We start from the raw sequence: 25,016 nt of genomic DNA on the forward strand, positions 1-25,016 counted from the left end.
TCCATGACTCGTAGCCATTTTTTCGCCCACCTCTCCCGTCTCAAACTGATTAACCGCTGGCCATTAATGCGCAATGTGCGCACTGAAAACGTTTCCGAGCATAGTCTGCAGGTGGCGATGGTTGCTCACGCGCTCGCCATCATCAAAAACAAAAAGTTTAACGGCAACCTCAACGCCGAGCGCATTGCCATGCTAGCGCTGTATCACGATGCCAGCGAAGTGCTGACCGGGGATTTACCGACGCCGGTGAAGTACTACAACGCGCAAATTGCGCACGAATATAAAAAGATCGAGAAAATTGCCCAACAGAAACTCATCGATATGCTGCCGCCCGAACTGCAGGACGCTTATCGGCCGCTGATAGATGAACACTTGCATAGCGAAAGTGAACAATCCGTGGTAAAGCAAGCGGATGCACTTTGCGCCTATGTGAAGTGTCTGGAAGAGTTGTCGGCGGGTAATAACGAGTTTTTGCTGGCCAAAGCGCGCCTGGAGAAAACCCTGACGCAGCGGCGCTCGCCGGAAATGGATTATTTTGTTGAGGTGTTTATTCCCAGCTTTAGCCTGTCGCTGGATGAAATCTCACAGGATACGCCGCTGTAAAAAAACGGGCCGCAGCGGCCCGTTTTTTTATGCGGTGATAGAAAGGGTAAATTCACCGCTATCTTCTTTAGTGACATTTAACGGTTCAAGCGAAGCGACGCGGAAGGTGACTTCATCAATGCGCGGCGCATCGGCTGGCGCATTTATAGCGATCACCGCACTGCCCGCATCCAATCCTGAAATGATGCCCGCTGGCGCATCCTCAACCACCACGCATTGCGTCGCTGAAAGCCCCAAACGCTCGGCGCCCAGCAAATAAGGCTCGGGATTCGGCTTACCGTGCTTGATGTTCTCCGCGGTGATGAAAACCTCTGGCATGGGTAGATTGGCGGCTTTATGGCGCGCGTGGGCAACAGGAATCGAACCCGATGTGACAATCGCCCATGGGATCTGCAACTCGTTCAACGTTGACAGTAACGCTAATGCGCCCGGAATTGCCTGTACGCCTTGCGTGTCTTCCGCTTCGAGGCGTTCAAGCCAGAGGAACTCCGCCTGAATCGCCTCTTCAGATTGTCCCGCCATGAAATGGCGCAGCGAATTGATGGCAGGCTTCCCATGGATATAGCTCAGGACCTCTTCCGCAGACAAACCATGGCGCTCACCCCACAATGACCATGCGCGAATCACAGCAGGCAGTGAATCCACCAGCGTACCGTCTAAATCAAACAGAAAACCCCTGTACTTCACGCGTCGCTCCTTATTCAGGCATTGATAATCTGCGCGATCTCATTCGCGCTGAGATGATATTGACGCGGACAAGTGTGCCACACCGTAAGCATGCGTTGGTATTTTTCCCACATCGGCGTTTGGGCATTGAAGCCGTGTGTGCCGGAATCAAAATGGGTATAGCGCCCTTCTACGTTCACCATAAAACGCACGTAGCCGAGATAACGCGCTTCGGTGGCCGCATCAAAACCGAGAAACGCCAGGCGACGCTCATCAATCGCGCTGCCATCTTTGAGGTTCGACCACGAAACATGCAGCGCATGATGCATTTCCATAATATCGATCAGTGAGCGACAGGTCGCTTCGGTTAGCTCGCCGAATTCCTTATCGAGCTCGCGTAACTGCAAGCCATAGCCGCGTTCAATAATGGTTTGATAACGACGATAGCGCTCGGCGTTATCGGGTTCCAGCATGGCCATCATTTTGTATTGATTGGAGAGGATCAATCGTTGTGCGTGGGTCATTTCCATGGTTTGCTCCCGGGCCAGGCGGCCGCTTAAGATTTAAACAATGAAGAAATGATTACACAAGGAGAGTGATGCGTGTATGTCCGCACCACTTTTCTTTGATTTGAACCGGGATTTGGCTCAAATTCTCTGGCAGGTAAAAGCGTCCGCGGATCAAAGATCGTCGAGGAAAGTGCGATCAAGCTGTTTAAACGCGCGCTTCAACACATCTGCGAGCGACTGATATGTCGGCTTACCGTCAACGGGTGCAATCGCCTGCCCCGCTTCTTGCAGTTTGGTACGCACTTCATGGAACCACTGCAGCAGCGTCGGCGGCAACGGCGTCACCGAACGTTTACCCAACCACCATAATCCTTGCATCGGCAGGCTGCAGGCAAACAGCGCGGTGGCAATTGCTGGACCAAGTTGTCCCCCCATCGCGATTTGCCACGTCAGGGTGAAAATCGCCAGCGGCGGCATAAAGCGAATGGCAAAACGCGTTGCATTCACCACGCGATTTTCAGGAAATACCGGCGCCAGGCGCTTGTCTGCAGGCCAGGTCTTCATGTATCGCTGTCCGCGCTGGAACAAGCCGAACCAGCCGGGTTTGTCTGTCTCATTCGCCATGATAGACCTCAACTAAATCTGCAATATTTAAAATAAACCGATAACTACACAACTTTACGTGACATCCTTCAAAAGTTTTTGTCTTTGCGGGTGACAGTGAGTATTCTGACGCCGTTTGAGTAACATTACCGGAAGCTTTAGCTCAATAAAAGAGCGGCCAGAGCCATGTTTCGCTAAGTACTTATCAAAAATAAGCGTAAAATCACCAAAATTTTTTGCATGTCACTGAATTTTTGACTAGCACATGATGTTTATCATTAACCTACCAGCTTTCATGGGCTACGCTGTTAGTCTGATTGCGTTTTTTTTAGCCACTATTTAACAAAAATAGGTACTTCCATGTCGACGAAGTTAGTTCTGGTTCTGAACTGCGGCAGTTCTTCACTTAAGTTTGCCATCCTTAACCCTGTTACCGGCGACGAATACCTCTCCGGTTTGGCTGAATGTTTCCATTTACCGGAAGCACGTATTAAGTGGAAACTGGACGGCAGCAAACAAGAAGCTCAGCTTGGCGCGGGTGCGGCACACAGCGAAGCACTGAATTTCATGGTCAAAACTATTCTGGCACAAAAACCAGAGCTTTCGGCACAAATCGCTGCAATCGGCCATCGTATTGTTCACGGCGGCGAGCAGCTGACCAAATCAGTCATCATCGACGAATCTGTTATTCAGGGCATCAAAGACGCCTCTTCTTTTGCGCCGCTACACAATCCTGCGCATCTGATCGGTATAGATGAAGCGCTGAAAAACTTCCCACATCTTTCTGATAAAAATGTCGCGGTTTTTGACACCGCATTCCATCAGACAATGCCGGAAGAGTCCTATCTCTATGCTCTGCCGTACAAATTGTATAAAGAGCACGGCGTTCGTCGCTACGGCGCACACGGCACCAGCCACTACTATGTGACGCAGGAAGCCGCGAAAATGCTGAACAAGCCCGTTAGCGAACTGAACGTCATCACCTGCCACTTGGGTAATGGCGGTTCCGTTTCTGCTATTCGCAATGGTCAATGTGTTGATACATCAATGGGCCTGACGCCATTGGAAGGGTTGGTGATGGGCACGCGCAGTGGCGACATCGATCCTGCGATTATCTTCTTCCTGCATGATGCCCTGGGCATGAGCGTTGATGCCATCAACAAGCTGCTGACCAAAGAGTCTGGCCTGTTAGGTCTGACCGAAGTCACCAGCGACTGCCGCTATGTGGAAGACAACTACAGCACCAAAGAAGATGCTAAGCGTGCGATGGATGTGTTCTGCCACCGTCTGGCGAAATACATCGGCAGCTACACTGCGCTGATGGAAGGCCGTCTGGACGCCGTGGTCTTCACCGGTGGTATCGGTGAAAACGCGGCGATGGTGCGCGAGCTGGCGCTGCAGAAACTGGGTCTGCTCGGCTTCGAAGTCGATCACGAGCGCAACCTGGCAGCACGCTTCGGCAAATCGGGTTTCATCAACAAAGAAGGCACGCGCCCAGCCGTGGTGATCCCAACCAACGAAGAGTTGGTGATTGCTCAAGACGCCGCGCGTCTCACCGCTTAAAAACACTTCTCTCCGTCAGCTTAGGCTGACGGAGTTGTTTTAGACAGTCTGCAACACCTGAGAGGTTTCTATCGTGTCACGTACAATTATGCTCATTCCTACCGGCACCAGCGTCGGTCTGACCAGCGTCAGCCTCGGCGTGATCCGTGCCATGGAGCGCAAAGGCGTGCGCCTGAGCGTATTCAAGCCAATTGCCCAGCCACGTGCGGGTGGCGATGCGCCAGACCAAACCACCAGCATTATCCGTAAAAGCTCCGCGATTCCTGCCGCAGAACCGCTGCAGATGTCACGCGTTGAGTCGCTGCTTGGATCTAACCAGCAAGACGTGTTGATGGAAGAGATCATTGCCAACTATCACGCAAACGCTAAAGACGCGGAAGTGGTGCTGGTTGAAGGTTTGGTCCCCACGCGTAAACATCAGTTCGCATCTGCTCTGAACTATGAGATCGCTAAAACCCTGAACGCCGAAATCGTCTTCGTCATGGCGCTGGGCAACGATTCTCCGGCGCAGCTCAAAGAGCGTATCGAACTGACGCAAAGCAGCTTTGGCGGCAGCAAAAACAAAAACATCACTGGCGTGATCATTAACAAACTGAATGCGCCGGTGGATGAGCAAGGTCGTACGCGCCCGGATCTGTCAGAAATTTTTGATGACTCCTCTAAAGCCAGCATCGCCAACATCGATCCTAAGCAGCTGTTTGCCAACAGTCCGCTGCCGGTGCTGGGTTGTGTACCGTGGAGCTTTGATCTGATCGCCACTCGCGCCATCGATATGTGCCGTCACCTGAACGCCGATATCATCAACGAAGGTGAAATCCAGACGCGCCGTGTGAAATCTGTCACTTTCTGTGCGCGTAGCATTCCACACATGCTGGAGCACTTCCGTCCGGGTTCACTGCTGGTAACCTCCGCCGATCGTCCTGATGTACTGGTTGCCGCCTGTTTGGCCGCGATGAACGGCGTAGAAATCGGTGCAGTGCTGTTGACCGGTGGCTATCAGATTGAAGCGCCCATCGCACGCCTGTGCGAACGCGCGTTTCAGACCGGCCTGCCGGTGTTTATGGTGAAAACCAACACCTGGCAGACGTCGCTTAGCCTGCAAAGCTTCAACCTTGAAGTCCCGACTGACGATACGCAGCGCATCGAGAAAGTGCAGGAGTACGTAGCTAGCTTCATTAATGAAGATTGGGTGGAATCGCTGACCGCCACGTCCGAGCGCAGCCGTCGCCTGTCTCCACCGGCATTCCGCTACCAGCTCACCGAGCTGGCGCGCAAAGCCGGCAAACGCATCGTGCTGCCAGAAGGCGACGAGCCGCGTACCGTCAAAGCGGCAGCAATTTGCGCCGAACGCGGCATCGCTACCTGTGTGCTGCTCGGCAATCCGGAAGAGATTCAGCGTGTTGCGGCGGCGCAGGGTGTTGAACTTGGCACAGGCATCGTGATCGTGGATCCAGAAGTGGTACGTGAAAACTACGTGCCACGTTTGGTTGAGCTGCGTAAGAGCAAAGGCATGACCGAAGTGGTGGCGCAGGAGCAGCTGGAAGACAATGTGGTGCTCGGCACCATGATGCTGGAGAGCGGCGAAGTTGACGGTCTGGTCTCCGGCGCGGTTCACACCACTGCGAATACCATTCGTCCACCGCTGCAGCTGATCAAAACCGCGCCAAACAGCTCGCTGGTGTCGTCGGTGTTCTTCATGCTGCTGCCGGAGCAGGTTCTGGTGTATGGCGACTGCGCCATCAACCCGGATCCCAATCCAGAACAGCTGGCAGAGATCGCGATTCAGTCTGCCGACTCAGCTAAAGCCTTCGGTATCGATCCACGCGTCGCGATGATCTCCTACTCAACCGGTAACTCCGGTGCCGGTAGCGACGTAGAGAAAGTGCGTGAAGCCACGCGCATCGCGCAGGAAAAACGCCCGGATCTGGTGATCGATGGTCCGCTGCAGTACGACGCCGCGATTATGGAAGACGTCGCCAAATCCAAAGCGCCAAACTCTGCGGTTGCCGGCCGCGCTACCGTGTTCATCTTCCCGGATCTGAACACCGGTAACACCACCTACAAAGCGGTACAGCGTTCTGCCGATCTGATCTCCATCGGACCGATGCTGCAAGGCATGCGTAAGCCGGTGAACGACCTGTCGCGCGGCGCACTGGTGGATGATATCGTCTACACCATCGCATTGACGGCGATTCAATCGCAGCAGGCCGAAGGCTAATCCCCTTCCCCGCCCGCCAAAAAAGCATGCACTTCGGTGCGTGCTTTTTTTTGCTCCGCACTTCACTGGCATAAACTCTGCGCTGCGCTAACACTGATTGAAGTCTGCCGCTAATTGCGAGGTGAATAATGAGCAACAGTGATGTGCACCGCCGTCGTTTACAAGCCACGCCGCGCGGCGTGGGTGTGATGTGTGATTTCTATGCGGTTAGAGCCGAGAATGCCACGGTTTGGGATCAGCATGGCCGCGAATACACCGATTTTGCCGCAGGCATCGCGGTGCTTAACACCGGGCATCGTCACCCAAAAGTGATGGCTGCGGTGCAACAGCAGCTTGAATGCTTTACCCATACCGCATTTCAAATCATCCCTTATGAGAACTACATTCATCTCGCTGAGCGACTAAATGCGCTGGTGCCGATTAGCGGGGCGGTGAAAACCACCTTTTTCTCAACCGGTGCAGAAGCGGTCGAAAACGCGGTCAAAATCGCGCGTGCGGCCACCGGTCGGCCCGGCATCATCGCCTTCACCGGCGCGTTTCATGGCCGCACCAATATGACAATGTCGCTGACCGGGAAAGTGGTGCCGTATAAAACCGGCTTCGGCCCCTTCGCCAGCCCGGTGTTTCACGCGCGCTATCCCAACGCGCTGCACAAGGTCAGCGTGAGCGATGCGCTCGACAGCCTGGAAGCGATTTTCCGCAGCGATATCAGCCCGCAGCAGGTGGCAGCCATTATCTTTGAACCGGTTCAGGGCGAAGGCGGTTTCTACGATGCGCCGCCAGAGTTTGTCGTTGCGCTGCGGGAGTTGTGCGATCGCCACGGCATACTGCTGATCGCCGATGAGATCCAGAGCGGTTTTGCGCGCACCGGCAAGCTGTTCGCCAGCGACTATTACGCCGTGCAGCCCGATATCATCACCATGGCGAAAAGTCTGGCCGGTGGTTTCCCGCTCTCGGCGGTATCGGGACGCGCGGAAGTCATGGATGCGCCAGAACCCGGTGGCCTGGGCGGAACCTATGCTGGCAGTCCACCGGCGATTGCAGCGGCGCTGGCGGTGTTAGACATTATCGAAGAAGAGGCGCTGTGCAGCCGCGCCAACCAGCTTGGCAGCCGATTAAAACAGACGTTGCAACAAGCAGATTGTAAAGCGCTGGCGGAAATTCGTGGTTATGGCTCAATGATGGCGGCGGAATTCAATGATGCGGCGGGCAAGCCGTCGGCGGAGATTGCCAAAGCTATTCAGCAGCAGGCGCTGGAAAAAGGTTTGATTCTGCTAACCTGTGGAGTGTACGGCAACGTGATCCGCTTCCTCTATCCGCTGACTATTCCCGATGCGCAGTTCGAGGATGCGTTGGCACTGTTGGCGGGGATTCTGCGGGAACATTAACAATGATGTGTATAAGGTCGCCAAAAATGGCGACCTTACGGCAAGATTACGCTTCGCTGCTCTGTTTACGACGTGCAGCATCACTGTTTCGGCTCAGCCACAGCGACAGCGCCTTAAGCGAATCATCGGTGAACTCGTCACAGCGCGCGGTGATCTCTTCCGGCGTCATCCAGAAGATCTCATCCACTTCCTCTTCCTGCATGGCAAACGGGCCATGGGAAACGCAGCTGAACAGCCCGCCCCATACGCGGCAATGCTGATCTTCAAAATAGAACTGGCCGTGTTCGGCGAATGGAACGGCCGCGATACCCAATTCCTCTTCCGCTTCACGACGCGCCGATTCCAGCAGGTCTTCCCCACTCTGCACCACGCCACCGGCAGTGGCGTCCAGCATACCCGGCATGAAGTCTTTGATTTCAGTACGACGCTGCACCAGAATTTTGCCCATACCATCGTGCACCACAATATAGGTAGCGCGATGACGCAGACACTGCGCACGCATCTGCGCACGGCTGGCCTGCGCAATGACTTCGTTCTCTTCGTTAACGATATCAACCCACTCGATACCGTCACCTGCCGTTTGATCCACCATCCGTAACCCTTTTCTGTTTTCGGCGTGCCCAGCACGCGCCTGTTTGCCATGCTTTATTAGAATGAGCGGTAAGGTAAAGCGTTCTTTTCGCCATCGCAAGGCGCATCGTGCTCAGCGTGTTTTACCCGATTCCGCTAACCAGAGTTGCACCGAAGCACGCTGCCACTGGAACTCCGCATAGTGTTGCAGCTTCACCGGCAGCGCATCGCCGTGCAGCGCCAGGCGATTAATCATCACGGCTAAATCGATATCCGCAATCGACCATTCGCCAAACAGATTTTGCTGTCCATCAGGCAAAAGGCGCTGCACCGCAGCAATGAGTTTACTGGCGGCTTGCTCACCCGCCGGCGTAAGCGGCGCAAAGCGTTCGCCGGCGAACAGCACTTCGGTTGGACGCTCAGAGCGCAGCGCCATTAAGTCGCTGCGCAGCCATGCCTGCACTTCGCGCGCATGCGCCCGTTTCTCACGATCGCGCGGATAGAGCCGCTCGAACTCTGGCGCCGGAAAACGCTCTTCCAGGTACTCAGCAATGGCGGAAGATTCCGTCAGCAGCACATCATCGATTTGCAGCGTCGGCACGCGGCAGGTCAGCGACAGCGCGCGGTATTCCTCATCCCACTGCGCATTCTGCGATAAATCGACGCGCTTAAGGGTGAAGGGAATGCCCTTCTCGGTGAGCGCAACATAAACCGACATGGCGTAAGGGCTGAAAAAGCAAGAATCTGACCACAAAGTAATGGTTGGATAATTCATTGGCTGCCTCAGAAAAGCGTCAGGTGTGCATCATGTTTACCGATTTTTATTTATTAAGGCAATGGTGCGCTGGTCGGATCTTTAGCGGCTAAGACCAGCGCTGACTTTTCCTTTTTCTTCATAAGCGTAAGCCGAGTCACGCCGCGCGCACGCTTCTCTTCTATGCTCAATCTGAGCAGATAAAAAATGACAAGGAGGCTCAACATGCATTTACTGATCACCGGCGGCACCGGCCTGATTGGCCGCCATCTGATTCCGCGTCTGTTGCAGCTTGGCCATCAGGTGAGCGTCGTGACGCGCGATGTCGCCGCCGCACGCGAGAAACTCGACGCCAGCGTGGCGCTGTGGTCCGGCATCAATCAGCAAACCGATTTAAACGGCATTGATGGCGTCATTAATCTCGCGGGCGAACCGATCGCCGATAAACGCTGGACCGAACAGCAGAAGCAGCGGCTGTGCGAAAGCCGCTGGCAGATTACCGAGCAGCTGGTGTCGCTGATTCACGCCAGCAGCAATCCCCCGCAATTTTTGATTTCCGGCTCGGCTACCGGCTTTTATGGCGATACCGGCGATCTGGTGCTGACCGAAGAGGATCCGGGGCACGACGAGTTTACCCATGCGCTGTGCGCACGTTGGGAGCAATTGGCGCTAACTGCACAGAGCGATCGCACGCGCGTCTGTTTGCTGCGCACCGGCGTGGTGCTGGCGAAAGAAGGCGGCGCGTTATCGAAGATGAAACTGCCGTTTAAGCTTGGCGTAGGCGGTCCGATTGGTAGCGGCAAACAGTATTTACCGTGGATTCACATCGACGATTTGGTTAACGCGCTGCTGTGGTTAATCGATCACTCTGCACTGCGCGGCCCGTTCAACATGGTTGCGCCCTATGCGGTGCGCAATGAGCAGTTCGCCGCCACGCTCGGCCATGTGATGCATCGCCCAGCCTTTATGCGCACGCCCGCCAGCGCCATCAAGCTGATGATGGGCGAATCAGCGGTACTGGTGCTCGGCGGCCAACATGTGTTGCCGAAGCGCCTGGAAGAGTCAGGCTTTGGTTTTCGCTGGTACGATTTGGAGGAAGCGTTGCGGGATGTCGTGTAGGGGCGCCATTAATGGCGCCCGCCTATCACAGATTAACTCCTTTGCTGCGCCACGCGTGATTTCACTGCCGCCGGTTCATGCGTATGACCCGGCTGCGGCACGCGGATGATAAAGGTCAGCACGCCAGCAAACACGTACAGCGCGGTATACGCCCACACCACGCCGACGATATCGAAAAATGGCAGCAACACCGACGCAATCGCGGGCGCGACAAAATTACTCAGTCCGGCCGACAGGTTATAAATCGACACGGCGGCGCCTTTGTGATGCGGCTCCAGTGTCGGAAACACAGCGGTCATCGGCACGAAGGCGGCGACAAAAATTCCTAACATCACCGCCGGAATCAGCGCCACCCAGAAGTTATGTCCGGCATACAGCGGCAGGTAGTAAAACGTCAGACTGGAGATGGCCATACCGAGACAGCCAAACCAGCGCACCTGACGGATCCAACCCAGTTTCTCACCGGTAATGCCCCAGAAGATGTTGGTAAAAATGGTAACGAAGAAGAACACCGCCCAGATTTGCAGCCATTCTGAAATGGTAAAACCAAGGCGATCAACGAACAGCAGCGGCATGATAATGGCGAAACCAAACAGCGACAGCGTGTTAATGATGCGAATCAGGCAGGCATAAAACACGTGCTGGTTGGTAAACAGAATAGTTACCGCCCGCGACATTTCGGTCATTTTATCGCGCATCGGCAAATTGACGCGCGAACGATCAACCGGCACATGGCGCAAGCTGAAATAGGCCAGCACGCCACCACAGGCAACCCAAATAATCGCCAGCCACAGCGTACCGGTTTCGCCGAGCATCGGGATGGTCAGACTCGGTAAATAGCTGCCGACCACACCGATACCGACGGAATACATTGCCCAGAACCAACCGGTGGCTGCCGCCAGTTTTTCACGCGGCAGCACCTGCACCAGCATCATCATGAATGAGTAAATGAATAGCGGATACGCCAGACCGCGAATGCCGTAAAATAGCACCATCAGCGGATAGTTGCGCATGCCAAGTCCCAGCGACATAAACAGCGTGTGCATGACAATCCACAGCACGAAGCCAATCATCATGGCACGCTGGGGCGTAATCAGTTCCGCTACCACGCCCGATGCCCACGCCGCTAGCGCTGCCGCCAGTCCGTAAAAAGTAAATACTACCGCCGACTGCGCTGGCGTGAAGCCCATATCGGTGATGTGACGCGACAGAAATGCCATTTCAAAGCCGTCACCCGCCATAAAAATAGCGATGGCGAGGAAGCCCCAGAACATCTTTTTCGGTAAGCCAAACCAGTAATCATTCGATTGCATCTCATTCATCCTCTGTCTGGAATTATTCAGGCAACAACACTCGCGCCTGCTGCTGTTGTGCATAGAGCGTGCGGAACAGCTGCAATCGCTGCTGCAGCACCTTGCCGCGCGCAGCATCTGGTTGATATCGCGCCTGCACCGGCGGTTTTAGGCAAACTTCGCTCTCCACACCCCCCGCGGCCAGCCATGCCAGACGCGCAGCCCCCAATGCACCGGACGCGCTGGCGGGATGCGTGACGATCGGCAGTTGCAGCACATCGGCGATCAACTGCGCCCACAACGTGCTGCGCGCCCCACCGCCGGTCAGGCTGCACTGCTGAATCTGGCGCTGCGCATCACCAAGCACCGCGAACCCGTCGGCCAGACCAAACGCTACGCCTTCAATTACTGCATAGCCGAGCAGCGCACGCGGTGTTTCGTGGCGCAGATTGAAGAAAGAACCGGAGGCGTCAGGATCGTTGTGTGGCGTGCGTTCACCGGAAAGATAGGGCAGGAAAACCGGGGCATGACGCCGCTGCTCTTCACTGAGCTGTGCCATCTCTTCCATCAGTTGGCTTTCGGTAACGGAAAGCAGATTACACAGCCAGCGCAGGCAGCTGGCGGCGCTGAGCATCACACTCATCTGGTGCCAGCGTCCGGGCAAGGCGTGACAAAAGGCGTGTACGCCCGATTGCGGATCGGCCAGCAAACGATCGTTGACGACAAAAATTACGCCGGAGGTACCCAGCGAGATAAAAGCATCACCCGGATTAACCGCGCCGACACCAACCGCCGATGCGGCATTGTCGCCACCGCCGCCCGCCACGCAGACCGCGGCCGACAAGCCCCATTCACTTGCCAGTTCGGCTTTCAATGGGGCGCTCACTGCGCTGCCTTCCACCAGCGCCGGCATATTGGCGCGCGTGAGACCGGTGATGGCTAACAGTTCGTCGGACCAGTCGCGCTGAGCCACATCGAGCCACAACGTGCCTGCCGCGTCTGAAGGTTCACTGATAAATTGTCCGGTTAAACGCCAGCGTAGGTAATCTTTCGGCAGCAGCACTTTATCGATGCGACGGAAAATCTCAGGCTCATGTTCTGCCACCCAACGCAGTTTAGGTGCAGTGAAGCCCGGCATAATCATATTGCCGCTGAGCTGCATCATTTCCGGATGTTGGGCACTGAGCGCGGCACATTGCGGCGCGCTGCGTGTGTCATTCCACAGAATGCACGGGCGCAGCACCTTACCCTGCGCATCCAGCAGCACCGCGCCGTGCATCTGCCCGGACAAACCCATCGCGCGAATCTCGCTCCAGGCCAGCGCGTCCTGCTGGCGCAATCCAGCAAGGACATCACCGCACGCTTGCCACCAGCGCTCGGGATCCTGTTCTGCCCAGTGCGCATGCGGGCGCTGCACGTTGAGCGTGGCGTGATTCGAGGCAATGATCTCACCCTGCGCATTGATGATCAGCGCTTTGAGCTCGGAGGTGCCAATATCAATCCCAAGATACATAACGCGCTCCTTACACCGCAGCCAGCATGCGTTCTGGCTGTTTCAGCCACAGTTGCAGATCCGCCACGCTGCGCGTCACCAGCGCATGAAACGTCTTGTCCTGTGCCAGTTCGCCAAATAGCGCGCTATCGCTGAGGAAAGCGTTCAGTGCATCGGAGCGGCTAAACTGCTGGCGCAGCGCATCGGCTTGCAGCACGCCATCCTGATAGGTGTAAGGCAAATCATCACTGGCCCAGCGCTGCAGGAACAGGAAGAACAGTGCAGGCAGCACGGCGGTGGCCGCCGGTTCTGCGCCACGCTGATAGCATTCGCGCAGTGTTGGCGTCACCATGCCGGGGATTTTCGACAAACCGTCCGCGCCAACACGTTGATTGGTGTCTTTAATGTAGGGATTGCTAAAACGCGCCAGAACCACATCGCGATAATCGGCTAAATCCAGCGGGCTCGGCGACAGCGATGGCATCACATCCTGGGTCACGTAGTCATAGGCCAGTTGGTAAATCGCCGGCTGACGCGTGCTGTCATCAATGTAATTGAGGCCAATCAGCGTGCCTGCCCAGGCAATCGCCGCATGCGTGGCGTTAAGGATGCGGATTTTCGCCTCTTCCCACGGCAATACCGATTCCACCAGCTCAACGCCAACCTTCTCCAGCGCCGGCCGACCGGCAATGAAGTCATCTTCAATCACCCATTGAATAAAGGATTCGGCCATCACCGATGCACCATCCTCTTTACCCGTAGCGGCTTTAACGCGCTCAGCCACATCTGACGTTGGACGCGGCGTAATGCGATCCACCATGGTGTTAGGCGAGGTGGTATTTTCGCGCACCCAATTCGCTAAGGCGTTGTCACCTTTGGCGGTAAGAAACGCGAGGAAGCCGTGACGGAAACGTTCGCCGTTGTGGCGCAGGTTATCGCAGTTGAGCAGCGTAACGGGCGCGCCACCGTTGGCCACGCGCTGCGTGAGGATGCGTGCCAGCGCGCCATAAATCGTGCGGATGTCGCCTTTCACATCGGCCTGCACATCCGGCTGCGTCAGGTCCAGTTCGAATTCCGGTGTCAAATAGTAACCGGCTTCGGTGACGGTAAAACCTATCACGCGGGTTTCACTTTTCGCTCCCTGCTCCACCAGCGCGCTGATGTCGCTATCCCACGGCAGGATTTTGCGCAGTGACGTGATGGTTTCGTAGGCGCGTTCGCCATCGGGTGTAACGGTTTCCAGCACATATTCGCCCTCTTGCGCAGCGAGTTGCTTTAGCAACGGCGCGGCATCATTGCGGATATTGCCGAGGGCAATGCTCCAGCTGTCATCGCCCTGCTCGCGTAGTTTATGCAGATACCACGCCTGATGAGCGCGGTGAAAAGAGCCTGCGCCGATATGCATCCACACTGATTGATTGGTCATAGTCGCCTCAAAATAAACATTTGCCACGATTAAGGGCATTTGCCCGATGAGGCGTAGCATAGTGCGAGCGAGCAGCCTTGTTCTGCGAGCTCAATCACAATTAATACGTTTGCTCTTTTTTAGGGCTTTTGCTCAGTTAACACTTCATCGGCATCTCGCGTTAACATGGCGCACCGGTTTTGACGGAACAGCGCGATGAGCAGAGAAGAGAAAAAACAAGAACTGGCAGCACGTGCGGCCTGGATGTATTACGTGGCGGGCGTGACGCAGCAAGAGATTGCGCGCGCGTTAGGATTGTCACGTCAGGTGGCGCAGCGATTGGTCTCCAGCGCGCGTGAAATGGGCATGGTAAGCGTAAAGATTGATCATCCGGTTACCCATTGCTTGCATCTGGCGCGCGACGTTCAGGAGAAATTTGGCCTGCAACTGTGCCGTGTGGTGCCATCCGCCAATCTGGATGATGACGCCATTCAGCAGATGCTGGCAGTGGAAGGCGCGGCGGTGATGGCGCAATACATCAGCGAGGAGCAGCCGCAGGTATTTGGCATTGGTTCCGGTAAGACGCTGCGCTCGATGATTGATGCGCTGCCCTGGGTTGAGCGACCGCAGCATCAGTGCGTTTCGATGATTGGCGCGATTGCGCGGGACGACTCGGGTACGCGCTACGACGTGCCGCTGAAGATGGCGGAGAAGATGCAGGGCAAGTATTTCTTCATTCCTGCGCCGCTGTATGCGGATACGCCCGAAGATAAAGAGATGTGGATTCAGCATCAGGTTTATCAGCGCGTGACGTTACGCGCCTTACAGGCGAATGTGGCCTTCGTTGGCATCGGCGAAGTGCAGCCCGGCTGCCCGCTGCATGCCGAAGGCTTTATCACCGATGCGCAAGTGGCTGCGCTCAACGCGCGCGGCGTAGTGGGCGAAATGCTCGGGCACTTTTTCAATCAGCAAGGTGAACGCGTGTGGGGTGAAACCGATGAACTGCTCACCAGCGTGTTGCTGGAGAGCCAGACGCAACGCCAGATTATTGGCTTTGCCGGCAGCGAGCGTAAATATCCGGCGATTCGCGCGGCGTTGCAGGGCGGCTGGGTGTCAGGTCTGGTGACCGATGAGGATACCGCGCTGAAGTTGTTGCGGGGGTAGAGGGTGCTTGCTGGCCTTCCCCCGCCCGCGGGGGAAGGAGATGCTGCCAAATGCCACTTCAACACCCACAGATAGCAGCATCTTCCTCCCCCATTTATGGGGGAGGACCGAGGAGGGGGACAGCGGGCACAAAACTACTTCAACGATCCCTTCAAAAACTGCTGCAAACGTGGGCTTTTTGGATTGCCGAACAGCTCATCCGGCGTGCCCTGCTCTTCAATTTTGCCCTGATGCAGGAAGATCACATGATTAGAGACGTGACGAGCAAACTCCATCTCATGCGTCACTACCACCATAGTTTTGCCCTCTTCCGCCAGTTTCTGCATGATGCGCAGCACTTCGCCGACCAGTTCCGGATCGAGCGCAGAAGTGGGTTCGTCAAACAGTAACACTTCGGGCTCCATCGCCAATGCCCGCGCAATTGACACGCGCTGCTGCTGACCACCGGAAAGGTGCACCGGATATTTGGCACGCGCACGCGCATCAATGCCGACTTTATCCAGATACTTGATCGCTCGCTCACGCGCTTCCGCCTTGCTCAGCCCCAGCACCTGAATCGGCGCTTCGGTAACGTTGTCCAGCACCGTCATGTGGCTCCACAGGTTGAAGTGCTGAAACACCATGGTCAGGCGCGTGCGCAGCATACGCAGCTGCTCTTTGTTCGCGACTTTCAGTTGACCATCGGTGTCGCGCACCAGATTGATCTGCTGGTTGTTGACCGCAATGGTGCCTTCGCTCGGTTTCTCGAGGAAGTTAATGCAGCGTAAAAAGGTACTTTTCCCGGAACCGGACGAGCCAATAATGCTGATCACATCGCCGGCATTTGCCTGCAGCGATACGCCTTTCAGAACTTCATGTTCACCGTAACGTTTGTGCAGTTCGGTAACGCTTAATTTATTGTCAGCCATAGTGATACTCAATGCGATGAAGAAGGTTTTACGTGCGCCAGGAAGCGTTGTTCAGCTTTGCGGAACAAGCTAATCAGCCCGTAAGAGATAATCAGATACAGCACCGCAGCGATGCCAAACGCGGTAAACGGCTGATAGGTGGCCGAGTTGATATCGCGCGCGATTTTTAACAGATCCGGCACCGTCGCGGTAAACGCCAGCGCGGTGGAGTGCAGCATCAGGATCACTTCATTGCTGTACGCCGGCAGCGCGGTGCGCAGTGCCGAAGGCAGAATGATGCAGCGATACAATTTAAACGGCGAGAAGCCATAGGCGCGCGCCGCTTCGATTTCACCGTGCGGCACCGAACGAATCGCACCGGCAAAGATTTCGGTGGTATAGGCGCAGGTGTTCAGCGTGAACGCCAGCAGCGTACAGTTCAATCCACTGCGGAAGAAGGCGTTCAGCAGCTCGGTGCCCTTCACCACTTCCAGCGTGTACATGCCGGAGTAGAACACCAGCAGCTGCACATACAGTGGCGTGCCGCGAAACACATAGGTGAACAGCCAAACCGGCGTGGAGATAAAGCGGTTAGCGGAGACGCGCGCAATCGCCAGCAGCACCGCGAGCGAACCGCCGATCACCACCGAGATGATCAATAACCACAGCGTAATCGCGATGCCGGTAAAACGGTAACCATCGGTCCAGAGCAGCTGTTTCCAATACTCCTGAATAATCTCAATCATAGCTCTGCCCTTTTCACACCCACCGTGTAGCGACGTTCAAGCCACCACAGCACGCCATTCGACAGCGTGGTAAACACCAGATAAATCACACCTGCCACAATGGCGAAGTAGAACGGCTGCCAGGTACTTTTACCTGCCAGCTGCGTGGCTTTCACCACATCTTCCAGCCCCAGCAGCGAAACCAGCGCCGTGGCCTTGAGAATAACCTGCCAGTTGTTGCCGATGCCCGGCAGCGCAAAGCGCATCATGGCCGGGAACAGAATGCGACGGAAGGTTTGCGAGCCGGTGAAACCGAAGGCGGTTGCCGCTTCGATCTGCCCTTTTGGCACCGCGAGGAACGCACCACGGAAGGTTTCAGTGAAGTAGGCGCCGTAGATAAAGCCGAGCGTGATGATACCGGCGACCATCGGGTCGATATCAAATTGCGCCAGTCCCAGCGCATCAGTGAGGGTATTCAAGGCGATCTGCAGACCGTAGAAGATCAGCAGCATCAACACCAAATCGGGCACACCGCGGATTAAGGTGGTGTAGCCTTCAAACAACATCGCCAGCGGGCGACTGCGGGAAAGTTTGGCGCCAGCGCCAATCAAGCCGAGCACCACCGCCAGCAACACGGAACTGAGCGCCAGCTCCAGCGTCACAAGGGTGCCCTTGAGGATTACTTCGGAATAGCCATACAACATGGGTTCAATCCTGTCGTGAGGGTAAGTTACAAACGCTGCCCAACTGACGGACAGTCCTAACCAGGGAATTTGAATCGCAGGATGGATGGCGGCAAGCGTATGAAGCCGGGCAGTTTACATAGGTAAGCGCCCGGAGTGAATACTTATGTGCAACCTTCCTGCCTTTCACAGACCAGGATTAGGAAACAGGATAATTAATCGCCGTACACGTTGAAATCAAAGTACTTCTTAGCAATCTTGTCGTAAGTGCCGTCTTTACGCATCTCAACAAAAGCTTTATCGATAGCGGCCTTCAGATCGGCATCATCTTTACGCAAGCCCATACCGGTACCGACGCCAAAGATCTTGTCGTCTTTCACTGCCGGGCCGGCAAACGCATATTTAGCGCCAACAGGCTGCTTCAGGAAACCTTCGCTCGCCTGCACTTCGTCCTGGAACGCGGCATCAATACGACCGGCATTCAGATCCTGATACACCAGATCCTGGTTAGCGTAAGGCGTAACGGTGACACCTTTTGGCTGCCAGTACTCTTTTGCATAGGTTTCCTGAGTGGTGCCCTGCAGCAGACCGATGTTTTTCCCTTTCAGGGATTCAATGGTCGGTTGCAGCGTAGAACCTTTCGGTGCCACTAAGCGCGCGTTCGCCGCATACAGTTTTTCAGAGAAGTTGATCTCTTCCTGACGCTTTTCGGTAATTGACAGAGAAGAGATGATGGCGTCGATCTTTTTCGCTTTCAGCGACGGGATCAGCGCATCGAAATCACTTTCCACATAAGTACATTTAGTCTTGATACGTTTACAAATTTCGTTCGCCAGATCGATATCAAAGCCCACCAGCTGACCTTGCGCGTTCTTGGATTCGAATGGCGGATAAGTCGGGTCAGTTCCGATGCGCAGCGACTGCGGTACAGCGGCGAAGACGCTCGCGCTACTTACCATTGTCAGCATCAGAGAAAGAGCCAGAACTCGCTTTTTCATAGGTAACCCTCAAGTGAAGTGCTTATTGTTATGTGGTGCGTGATGTGTTGGTTTGCGCTGTAAGCTGTGCACGTTTCATGCCAGTTGTGCGAATTGGCTAAACGCTGCGCAAGCGCGCTAAATACTGCGCCGGTTAGCGGCGCAAGCACTTAGTTTGTGAGGGAAATATAACAGCGGTGTCAGGAAGAAAAAGCGACATTGTTAACTTTTGGTGCACAAGATGCACGAAGAGTGATCGCACACGCGAATTTGCACACGAGCAGTGCATTAATGCACCATTATGCGCCACTCCAGCGAGTGAAAAGATCTTCTGGCAGCTCAATATCGAACTGATCGAGCACACGATTCACCGTTTGATCGACTAAATCGCTGATCGATTGCGGACGATGATAGAACGCTGGCACCGGCGGCATGATCAGCGCGCCCAACTCTGCCGCGGTAGTCATCATCCGCAGATGTCCCAAATGCAGCGGCGTTTCGCGTACGCACAGCACCAGCTTACGCTGCTCTTTCAGCACTACATCCGCCGCGCGGGTTAGCAGGCTATCGCTGTAGCTGTGCACGATCCCCGACAGGGTTTTCATCGAGCACGGCGCGATCGCCATGCCGAGCGTTTTGTAGGATCCGGATGAGATGCTGGCGGCGATGTCGCGCACGTCATGCACCACATCGGCCATCGCTTGCACCTCGCGCAGGCTGAAATCGGTCTCCAGCGCCAGCGTTTGCCGCGCGGCGGGGCTGATCACCAAATGGGTTTCCACCTCCGCCAGCGGTTGCAGCACTTGCAACATGCGCACGCCGTAGATCGCGCCGCTGGCGCCGGAAATACCAATGATCAGTCGTTTCATAATTCAGCCTTGCAGGTTCAGATTGCGGCAATGATAGCGGCTCACTGAACAAAAATACAAAAACAAACAGGGCGGGATTGCGCCCGCCCTGCTTTTACTCTGCCATAACCTCTGGCTTAGCCTTCGTTGTGCAGCTCCAGACCTTCCACTTCTGTCTGACGCGCGATGGCTTTGGAATCGTCATTACGCAGCGACTGCAGATACTCAAGGTACTGTTGATCGACATCTTTGGTGACGTAGATGCCGTTGAATACCGAGCACTCAAAGTTGGCGATATCCGGGTTCTCTTCACGCACCGCTTCAATCAGGTCGTTGAGATCCTGGAAAATTAACGCATCCGCTTTAATCAGCTGGCAGATCTCATTCACTTCACGGCCATGCGCAATCAGTTCGGTAGCGCTTGGCATATCAATGCCATAGACGTTCGGGAAACGGATTTCTGGTGCCGCCGAGGCGAGATAGACTTTTTTCGCGCCCGCTTCACGTGCCATTTCAATGATCTGCTCGGATGTGGTGCCGCGTACGATGGAGTCATCCACCAGCAACACATTCTTATCACGGAACTCAGCACGGTTGGCGTTCAGCTTGCGGCGAACGGCGCTGCGGCGCTGCTGCTGGCCGGGCATGATAAAGGTACGGCCAACGTAGCGGTTCTTCACGAAGCCCTGACGATATGGCTTGTCGAGGATACGTGCGATTTCCAGCGCGATATCGGTTGAGGTTTCCGGAATCGGAATCACCACATCGATATCCAGATCTTCCCACTCGCGGGCAATTTTGTTACCCAACTTGGTGCCCATACGCACGCGTGCGCTGTACACCGAGATTTTGTCGAGGAACGAGTCCGGGCGCGCAAAGTAGACGTATTCAAACAGGCACGGATTGGTTTTCGGGTTCTCAGCGCATTGACGCGTAGAGAGCTGGCCCTGCTCGGTGATGTATACGGCTTCGCCAGGCGCTACGTCACGAATGAACTCGAAGCCCAGCGTATCCAGCGCGACGCTCTCTGACGCCACCATGTATTCGGTGCGGCCATCGGCGATAACGCGCTTGCCCAGCACCAGCGGACGAATACCGTTAGGATCGCGGAAGGCGACCATCCCGTGTCCGATAATCATTGAAACCACTGCGTAAGCGCCGCGCACCTGCTGATGCACAGCCGCCACCGCAGCAAAAATGTTGTCAGCTTCCAGCGGATAGTGCTGAAAACGGTCCAGCTCCTGCGCGAAGATGTTCAGCAGGATTTCGGAATCTGAGGTGGTATTAACGTGACGGCGACCCGTTTCGAACAGCTGTTTACGCAGTTCGTGGGCGTTGGTCAGGTTGCCGTTATGCGCCAACGTGATGCCATAAGGGGAGTTCACGTAGAAAGGTTGCGCTTCAGAGGCGCTGGAGCTGCCTGCCGTTGGGTAGCGCACATGACCAATCCCGATGTTGCCCTGCAAACGCTGCATATGGCGCGCTTCGAACACATCGCTGACCAGGCCGTTGGCTTTACGCAAACGGAAGCAGTTAATAGCATCGATGGTACAAATGCCGGCGGCATCCTGCCCGCGGTGCTGAAGCACCGTTAACGCGTCATAGATTGACTGGTTTACTGGCATGAAACCGGTGATACCAACAATACCGCACATATTGTCATTTCCTCATTAGCCGCACTCCCGATGGTGTCACCGGGGTAAAAAACTCGACGTGCTTTTCAGGTAATCGAAAAACCACCTGATGATGTAACTGAACTGGGGAATGAGTTGCGACTGTTGCCAGTCCGGGCTTTTAGAAAAGCCGGTGAATGTATCGAGAAAGAACAGCATAGCAGACACGATCAGCACACCGCGCAACGCCCCGAAACAGACACCCAACACCCTGTCGGTTCCCGACAAGCCGGTTTTTTCAACCAGCGAGCCGATCACATAGTTCACGATGGCACCCACAATCAGGGTGGCAACAAACAACACCGCGATAGCGATGCCGTTGCGAACCAGTTCGTCGTCAAAACCTGTAAACCAGACTGCAAGGTAGGCGTAATAATGACTGGCGACAAAAAACGCGCATCCCCAGGTAACGAGAGATAAGGCTTCCCGGACAAACCCGCGAATCAGGCTGACCAGAGCCGAAAAACCAACTACCGCAATAATGACGTAATCAATCCAGATCATGAACTCTTCCAGCCCAGTGCTATCGCACCCCTGCATCCAGTTCGGGGCGCATTCTAACAGAAAAAGAAAACGTTTGCGTAGGGTTTTCCGGTTCTGTTTCCGCAAAAAGGGCGATGAAAAAAACTTTCCTCGCCCTGTGTATTATCAGTGATTTAATCCACTGATATTCAATGATTTTCCTGTCGCGCTTCGCTACAAAAATTTTGTAAAGCCGCGCCTTTTTCTGCTATTGGCGCGGCTTATCAGCGCGTTATCGCGCGCTATACGGTTTCACCACGCCACCGAGGCCGGAGATGCTTTGCAACTCACTCAGCGAGCCTTGCAGCTTCGCTTTATTGGCATCCGGACCGACGTAAATGCGGGTGATTTGTCCCTGCACCGGCGTAGACGGCACGGTAAAGGCGCGATAACCGGAAAGACGCAGCTGCGCCACAATCTCGCTCACTTTCGCCGCATTCTTCAGCGCTCCGAGCTGCACCACAAATGCCTGACCAGCTGGCGCTGCGGGTTCGCTCTGCTTCGGCGTTTCCACCGGTTTCGGCTGCTCTACCGGCTTCGGCTGCTCGACGGGCTTCGGCTTCGGTTGCTCCACCGGTTTTGGCTTCGGCTGTTCAGCCGGCTTCGGTTTCGGCTGCTCGACCGCTTTTGGCTTCGACTGTTCCACCGGTTTCGGCTGCACTTGCTGATGCACCGGCGGCGGCGTGACCACGCTGGGCTCGCTATTCTGCGTGGGCTGCGCGCTGCCGTTAGTGGCGGTTTTACCACCGTTCTGATTCTGGGCCGCGCCCGCCCCTTCCGGCGGCTGCGCTGGTAAAGGTTGCGTCACCGGCGGCACCATTTCGCTATCCTGCTGATCGTCCGGTTTTGGCACCAGCGGAATGGCGGCGAACTCTTCTTTATAATGTTTCTTCTTACCGTCCAGTAGGCCGGGCAAGACGATGACACCAATCGCCACCAGAATGACCGTACCGACTAAGCGATTTTGGAACTTACTTGCCACTGCCGTTCTCCGCTGCCATCGATTCCATAACCTGCGCTACGGTGTGGAAAGAGCCACACACCAGAATCACATCTTCGGGACGCGCCTGCTGACGCGCCGCTTGCCAGGCTGCATCAACGTTGCTGTAAGCCACACCGCCATCCAGATGAGCCAGCAGCTCATCGGCGGAGGCACCGCGCGGACCGTCGAGCGGCGCGCAGTACCAGCGATCAACCTGTGGTGCCAGCGCCGCCAGCGTGCCCGCGATATCTTTGTCGTGCAGCATGCCGACCACCGCATGCACTTCACCGCTGTGCGGCTCTTCAGCCAGACGCGAAGCCAGATAATAAGCGGCATGCGGATTGTGCGCCACATCAAGAATGACGCGCGGCGCTTCGCTGACGGTCTGGAAGCGTCCCGGCAAAATCGCCAGCGGCAGATGCTGACGAATAATCGCTTCGCTTACCGTTAAACCCGACGCACGCAGCGCGGTCAGCGCGGTGGCGGCATTGGGTAACGGCACCTGCGGCAGCGGTAAATCGCGCAGCTCGCCGTGCGCATCCTGCAACGTCCAGCTGGTACCCGTTTGCTGCCACTGCCAGTCGCGATTGCGCTGCAGCAACACCGCACCCTTCTCCGCTGCGACGTCGGCGATGGTGCCCGGCATATCGGCTTCACCGACAATTGCTGGTTTACCTGCGCGGAACACGCCGGCTTTTTCCCGACCGATACTTTCACGATCCGGACCCAGCCAATCGGTGTGGTCGAGCGCGATGCTGGTGATCACTGCCACGTCGGCATCGACAATATTGGTGGCATCAAGACGTCCGCCCAGGCCGACTTCAAGGATCACCACGTCGAGATTCGCCGCGCGGAACAGATTGAAGGCCGACAAGGTGCCGAACTCAAAATAGGTCAGTGAAGTGTCACCGCGCCCGGCTTCAATCGCGGCAAAACTGGCGCTGTGCTGCGCTTCATCCAGTTCAGCGCCCTGCACACGTACACGTTCGGTGTAACGCACCAGATGTGGCGAGCTGTAAACGCCCACGCGATAGCCCGCGGCCATCAATAGCGTTTCCAGCGTGCGGCAGGTGGTGCCTTTGCCGTTGGTACCGGCGACGGTGAAGACAAAAGGAGCGGGTTTGAGCAGGTCGAGGCGTGCGGCGACGCGTTGAATACGATCCAGACCCAGTTCAATGGCCTGCGAATGCAGATGCTCAAGATAATGAAGCCACGTGGCCAAAGGCGACGTGGCTTGAGGAAGAGATTTGTCCATGTGTCCCGTTCAAAATCAATACATCGAGTAACTTAAGGTCGCGGACCACGTTGGATGCAACCTTAAGTATTCAATGTAGACGGTGCATTGGAGGAAGGAAACATTACTGCCTCATTCCGTTGCCTGTCAGGCTTCGTTGCTCTCCGGCTCAGCCACATTTGGCTGATCACCATCCAGCTGCGGCGCTGGCAGGTTCATCATTTTCGCCAGCAGGCTTGCCAGCTTAAAGCGCATTTCCGGACGACGGATGATCATGTCGATCGCGCCTTTCTCGATCAGGAACTCACTGCGCTGGAAACCCGGCGGCAGTTTTTCACGCACGGTCTGCTCGATAACACGTGGACCGGCAAAGCCAATCAGCGCTTTCGGTTCCGCCACGTTGAGATCGCCCAGCATCGCGAAGCTGGCTGAAACGCCGCCCATGGTTGGGTCAGTCAGCACGGAGATGTACGGCAAGCCGCGCTCCTGCATTTTCGCCAGTGCCGCACTGGTTTTCGCCATCTGCATCAGCGACTGCAGCGCTTCCTGCATACGTGCACCGCCTGACGCGGAGAAGCAGATCAGTGGGCAGTTGTCTTCCAACGCCTGCTCAACGCCACGCACAAAGCGCGCGCCAACCACTGAACCCATTGAGCCGCCCATAAAGGAGAACTCAAAGGCCACAGCAACAATTGGCATGCCGTGCAGCGTGCCTTTCATCGCCACCAGCGCATCTTTCTCACCGGTGTCTTTCTGTGCGGCGACCAAACGGTCTTTATACTTCTTCGAGTCGCGGAACTTCAGTAGATCTTTCGGTTCCAGCTCGCTGCCCAGCTCAACCAGCGAACCTTCATCCAGCATGCTATGCAGACGCTCACGGGCGTGCATGCGCATGTGATGGTCGCACTTCGGGCAGACCTCGAGGTTACGCTCCAGCTCGGCGCGGTACAGCACCTGCCCACAACTATCGCACTTGGTCCACACCCCTTCCGGGATGCTGGCTTTGCGCGTTGGCGTGGCAGTGCTTTTATTCAGTATGCGTTCAATCCAGCTCATTGATGACCTTTCTATTTAATGCTGACCTGGTCCAGTCTTCTCATTGCTGCTGAAATCACCTTCAGCAGGCCGTAAATGTCGCT

Annotated in this window: 24 protein-coding genes; 6 read left to right on the plus strand and 18 right to left on the minus strand. The window is 55.7% G+C overall.

The features are described 5' to 3' along the window. Positions 1-3 precede the first annotated feature (3 nt). Positions 4-603 carry a 5'-deoxynucleotidase gene (yfbR, locus tag K5Y33_RS08990; protein WP_176971187.1) on the plus strand — a complete coding sequence of 200 codons (600 nt, stop codon included), beginning with the start codon at positions 4-6 and terminating at the stop codon, positions 601-603. A 27-nt stretch (positions 604-630) separates the two neighbouring features. Here yfbR and K5Y33_RS08995 read toward each other — a convergent pair whose 3' ends face one another. The 3 genes from K5Y33_RS08995 to yfbV form a co-directional block, all read right to left on the minus strand. Then, positions 631-1,290, minus strand: a complete 660-nt coding sequence (locus K5Y33_RS08995) for a sugar phosphatase (RefSeq protein ID WP_110866567.1) — start codon at positions 1,288-1,290, stop codon at positions 631-633. Positions 1,291-1,304: 14 nt separating this feature from the next. After that, on the minus strand, positions 1,305-1,799 hold the full coding sequence (locus K5Y33_RS09000; RefSeq protein ID WP_101763651.1) for a YfbU family protein: 495 nt from the start codon (positions 1,797-1,799) through the stop codon (positions 1,305-1,307). Positions 1,800-1,949: 150 nt separating this feature from the next. After that, positions 1,950-2,402 (minus strand): terminus macrodomain insulation protein YfbV, encoded by a 453-nt coding sequence (gene yfbV / locus K5Y33_RS09005; protein ID WP_101763650.1) that lies wholly within the window; start codon positions 2,400-2,402, stop codon positions 1,950-1,952. A 339-nt stretch (positions 2,403-2,741) separates the two neighbouring features. Here yfbV and ackA point away from each other — a divergent pair, with 339 nt between their 5' ends. From ackA to K5Y33_RS09020, 3 genes are all read left to right on the plus strand, one after another. Beyond that, positions 2,742-3,944, plus strand: coding sequence for an acetate kinase (ackA, locus tag K5Y33_RS09010; protein ID WP_101763649.1), 1,203 nt, complete (start codon positions 2,742-2,744; stop codon positions 3,942-3,944). A 73-nt stretch (positions 3,945-4,017) separates the two neighbouring features. Beyond that, positions 4,018-6,162: a phosphate acetyltransferase gene (gene pta, locus K5Y33_RS09015; RefSeq protein WP_176971183.1), complete on the plus strand. Its 2,145-nt coding sequence runs from the start codon at positions 4,018-4,020 to the stop codon at positions 6,160-6,162. Positions 6,163-6,290: 128 nt separating this feature from the next. Continuing rightward, on the plus strand, positions 6,291-7,550 hold the full coding sequence (locus tag K5Y33_RS09020; protein ID WP_222233734.1) for a 4-aminobutyrate--2-oxoglutarate transaminase: 1,260 nt from the start codon (positions 6,291-6,293) through the stop codon (positions 7,548-7,550). A 46-nt stretch (positions 7,551-7,596) separates the two neighbouring features. Here the strand turns inward: K5Y33_RS09020 and yfcD are convergent, their stop codons facing one another. Next, complete coding sequence (gene yfcD, locus K5Y33_RS09025) at positions 7,597-8,142, minus strand: NUDIX hydrolase YfcD (RefSeq protein ID WP_007889295.1); 546 nt, start codon at positions 8,140-8,142, stop codon at positions 7,597-7,599. A 111-nt stretch (positions 8,143-8,253) separates the two neighbouring features. Continuing rightward, positions 8,254-8,895 (minus strand): glutathione transferase, encoded by a 642-nt coding sequence (gene yfcF, locus K5Y33_RS09030; RefSeq protein ID WP_222233735.1) that lies wholly within the window; start codon positions 8,893-8,895, stop codon positions 8,254-8,256. Between the two features lie 204 nt (positions 8,896-9,099). Here yfcF and K5Y33_RS09035 point away from each other — a divergent pair, with 204 nt between their 5' ends. Continuing rightward, a complete protein-coding gene (locus K5Y33_RS09035; RefSeq protein WP_222233736.1) occupies positions 9,100-9,993 on the plus strand; it encodes a TIGR01777 family oxidoreductase in 894 nt (297 codons plus the stop codon). A 32-nt stretch (positions 9,994-10,025) separates the two neighbouring features. On the opposite strand, the gene K5Y33_RS09040 is transcribed toward K5Y33_RS09035, so the two are convergent. Genes K5Y33_RS09040 through dalD form a run of 3 tightly spaced genes read right to left on the minus strand, consistent with a single transcriptional unit; the run spans position 10,026 to position 14,203 of the window. Beyond that, complete coding sequence (locus K5Y33_RS09040; protein ID WP_222233737.1) at positions 10,026-11,306, minus strand: MFS transporter; 1,281 nt, start codon at positions 11,304-11,306, stop codon at positions 10,026-10,028. Positions 11,307-11,328: 22 nt separating this feature from the next. Further along, positions 11,329-12,798 (minus strand): xylulokinase, encoded by a 1,470-nt coding sequence (xylB, locus tag K5Y33_RS09045; RefSeq protein ID WP_222233738.1) that lies wholly within the window; start codon positions 12,796-12,798, stop codon positions 11,329-11,331. Between the two features lie 10 nt (positions 12,799-12,808). Beyond that, positions 12,809-14,203, minus strand: coding sequence for a D-arabinitol 4-dehydrogenase (gene dalD / locus K5Y33_RS09050; RefSeq protein WP_222233739.1), 1,395 nt, complete (start codon positions 14,201-14,203; stop codon positions 12,809-12,811). Positions 14,204-14,398: 195 nt separating this feature from the next. On the opposite strand from dalD, the gene K5Y33_RS09055 reads away from it, so the two are divergent. Continuing rightward, positions 14,399-15,346 (plus strand): sugar-binding transcriptional regulator, encoded by a 948-nt coding sequence (locus K5Y33_RS09055; protein WP_192233261.1) that lies wholly within the window; start codon positions 14,399-14,401, stop codon positions 15,344-15,346. 134 nt (positions 15,347-15,480) lie between these two features. On the opposite strand, the gene hisP is transcribed toward K5Y33_RS09055, so the two are convergent. From hisP to accD, 10 genes are all read right to left on the minus strand, one after another. Next, complete coding sequence (hisP, locus tag K5Y33_RS09060; protein WP_101763641.1) at positions 15,481-16,254, minus strand: histidine ABC transporter ATP-binding protein HisP; 774 nt, start codon at positions 16,252-16,254, stop codon at positions 15,481-15,483. 8 nt (positions 16,255-16,262) lie between these two features. Continuing rightward, a complete protein-coding gene (locus tag K5Y33_RS09065; protein ID WP_222233740.1) occupies positions 16,263-16,979 on the minus strand; it encodes an ABC transporter permease in 717 nt (238 codons plus the stop codon). Then, positions 16,976-17,662, minus strand: a complete 687-nt coding sequence (locus K5Y33_RS09070) for a histidine ABC transporter permease HisQ (RefSeq protein WP_008105192.1) — start codon at positions 17,660-17,662, stop codon at positions 16,976-16,978. The genes K5Y33_RS09065 and K5Y33_RS09070 overlap by 4 nt, the downstream gene beginning before the upstream one ends. Positions 17,663-17,856: 194 nt before the next feature. Continuing rightward, a complete protein-coding gene (gene argT, locus K5Y33_RS09075) occupies positions 17,857-18,639 on the minus strand; it encodes a lysine/arginine/ornithine ABC transporter substrate-binding protein ArgT (RefSeq protein WP_101763640.1) in 783 nt (260 codons plus the stop codon). 278 nt (positions 18,640-18,917) lie between these two features. Then, the gene (locus K5Y33_RS09080) at positions 18,918-19,487 is read right to left on the minus strand and encodes a UbiX family flavin prenyltransferase (protein ID WP_222233741.1); all 570 of its coding nucleotides are present in this window, start codon (positions 19,485-19,487) and stop codon (positions 18,918-18,920) included. 116 nt (positions 19,488-19,603) lie between these two features. After that, positions 19,604-21,121: an amidophosphoribosyltransferase gene (purF, locus tag K5Y33_RS09085; protein ID WP_101763639.1), complete on the minus strand. Its 1,518-nt coding sequence runs from the start codon at positions 21,119-21,121 to the stop codon at positions 19,604-19,606. 36 nt (positions 21,122-21,157) lie between these two features. Next, positions 21,158-21,643, minus strand: a complete 486-nt coding sequence (cvpA, locus tag K5Y33_RS09090; protein ID WP_064739347.1) for a colicin V production protein — start codon at positions 21,641-21,643, stop codon at positions 21,158-21,160. 250 nt (positions 21,644-21,893) lie between these two features. After that, the gene (gene dedD / locus K5Y33_RS09095) at positions 21,894-22,643 is read right to left on the minus strand and encodes a cell division protein DedD (RefSeq protein WP_222233742.1); all 750 of its coding nucleotides are present in this window, start codon (positions 22,641-22,643) and stop codon (positions 21,894-21,896) included. Further along, a complete protein-coding gene (gene folC / locus K5Y33_RS09100; RefSeq protein WP_222233743.1) occupies positions 22,633-23,898 on the minus strand; it encodes a bifunctional tetrahydrofolate synthase/dihydrofolate synthase in 1,266 nt (421 codons plus the stop codon). The genes dedD and folC overlap by 11 nt, the downstream gene beginning before the upstream one ends. Before the next feature lie 126 nt (positions 23,899-24,024). After that, entirely contained in the window at positions 24,025-24,933 is a 909-nt protein-coding gene (gene accD / locus K5Y33_RS09105; RefSeq protein WP_008105205.1) for an acetyl-CoA carboxylase, carboxyltransferase subunit beta, read from the minus strand. Positions 24,934-25,016 lie beyond the last annotated feature (83 nt).

The sequence above is a fragment of the Pantoea sp. DY-17 genome (assembly GCF_019795975.1).
GTDB classification, from domain to species: Bacteria; Pseudomonadota; Gammaproteobacteria; order Enterobacterales; family Enterobacteriaceae; genus Pantoea; species Pantoea leporis.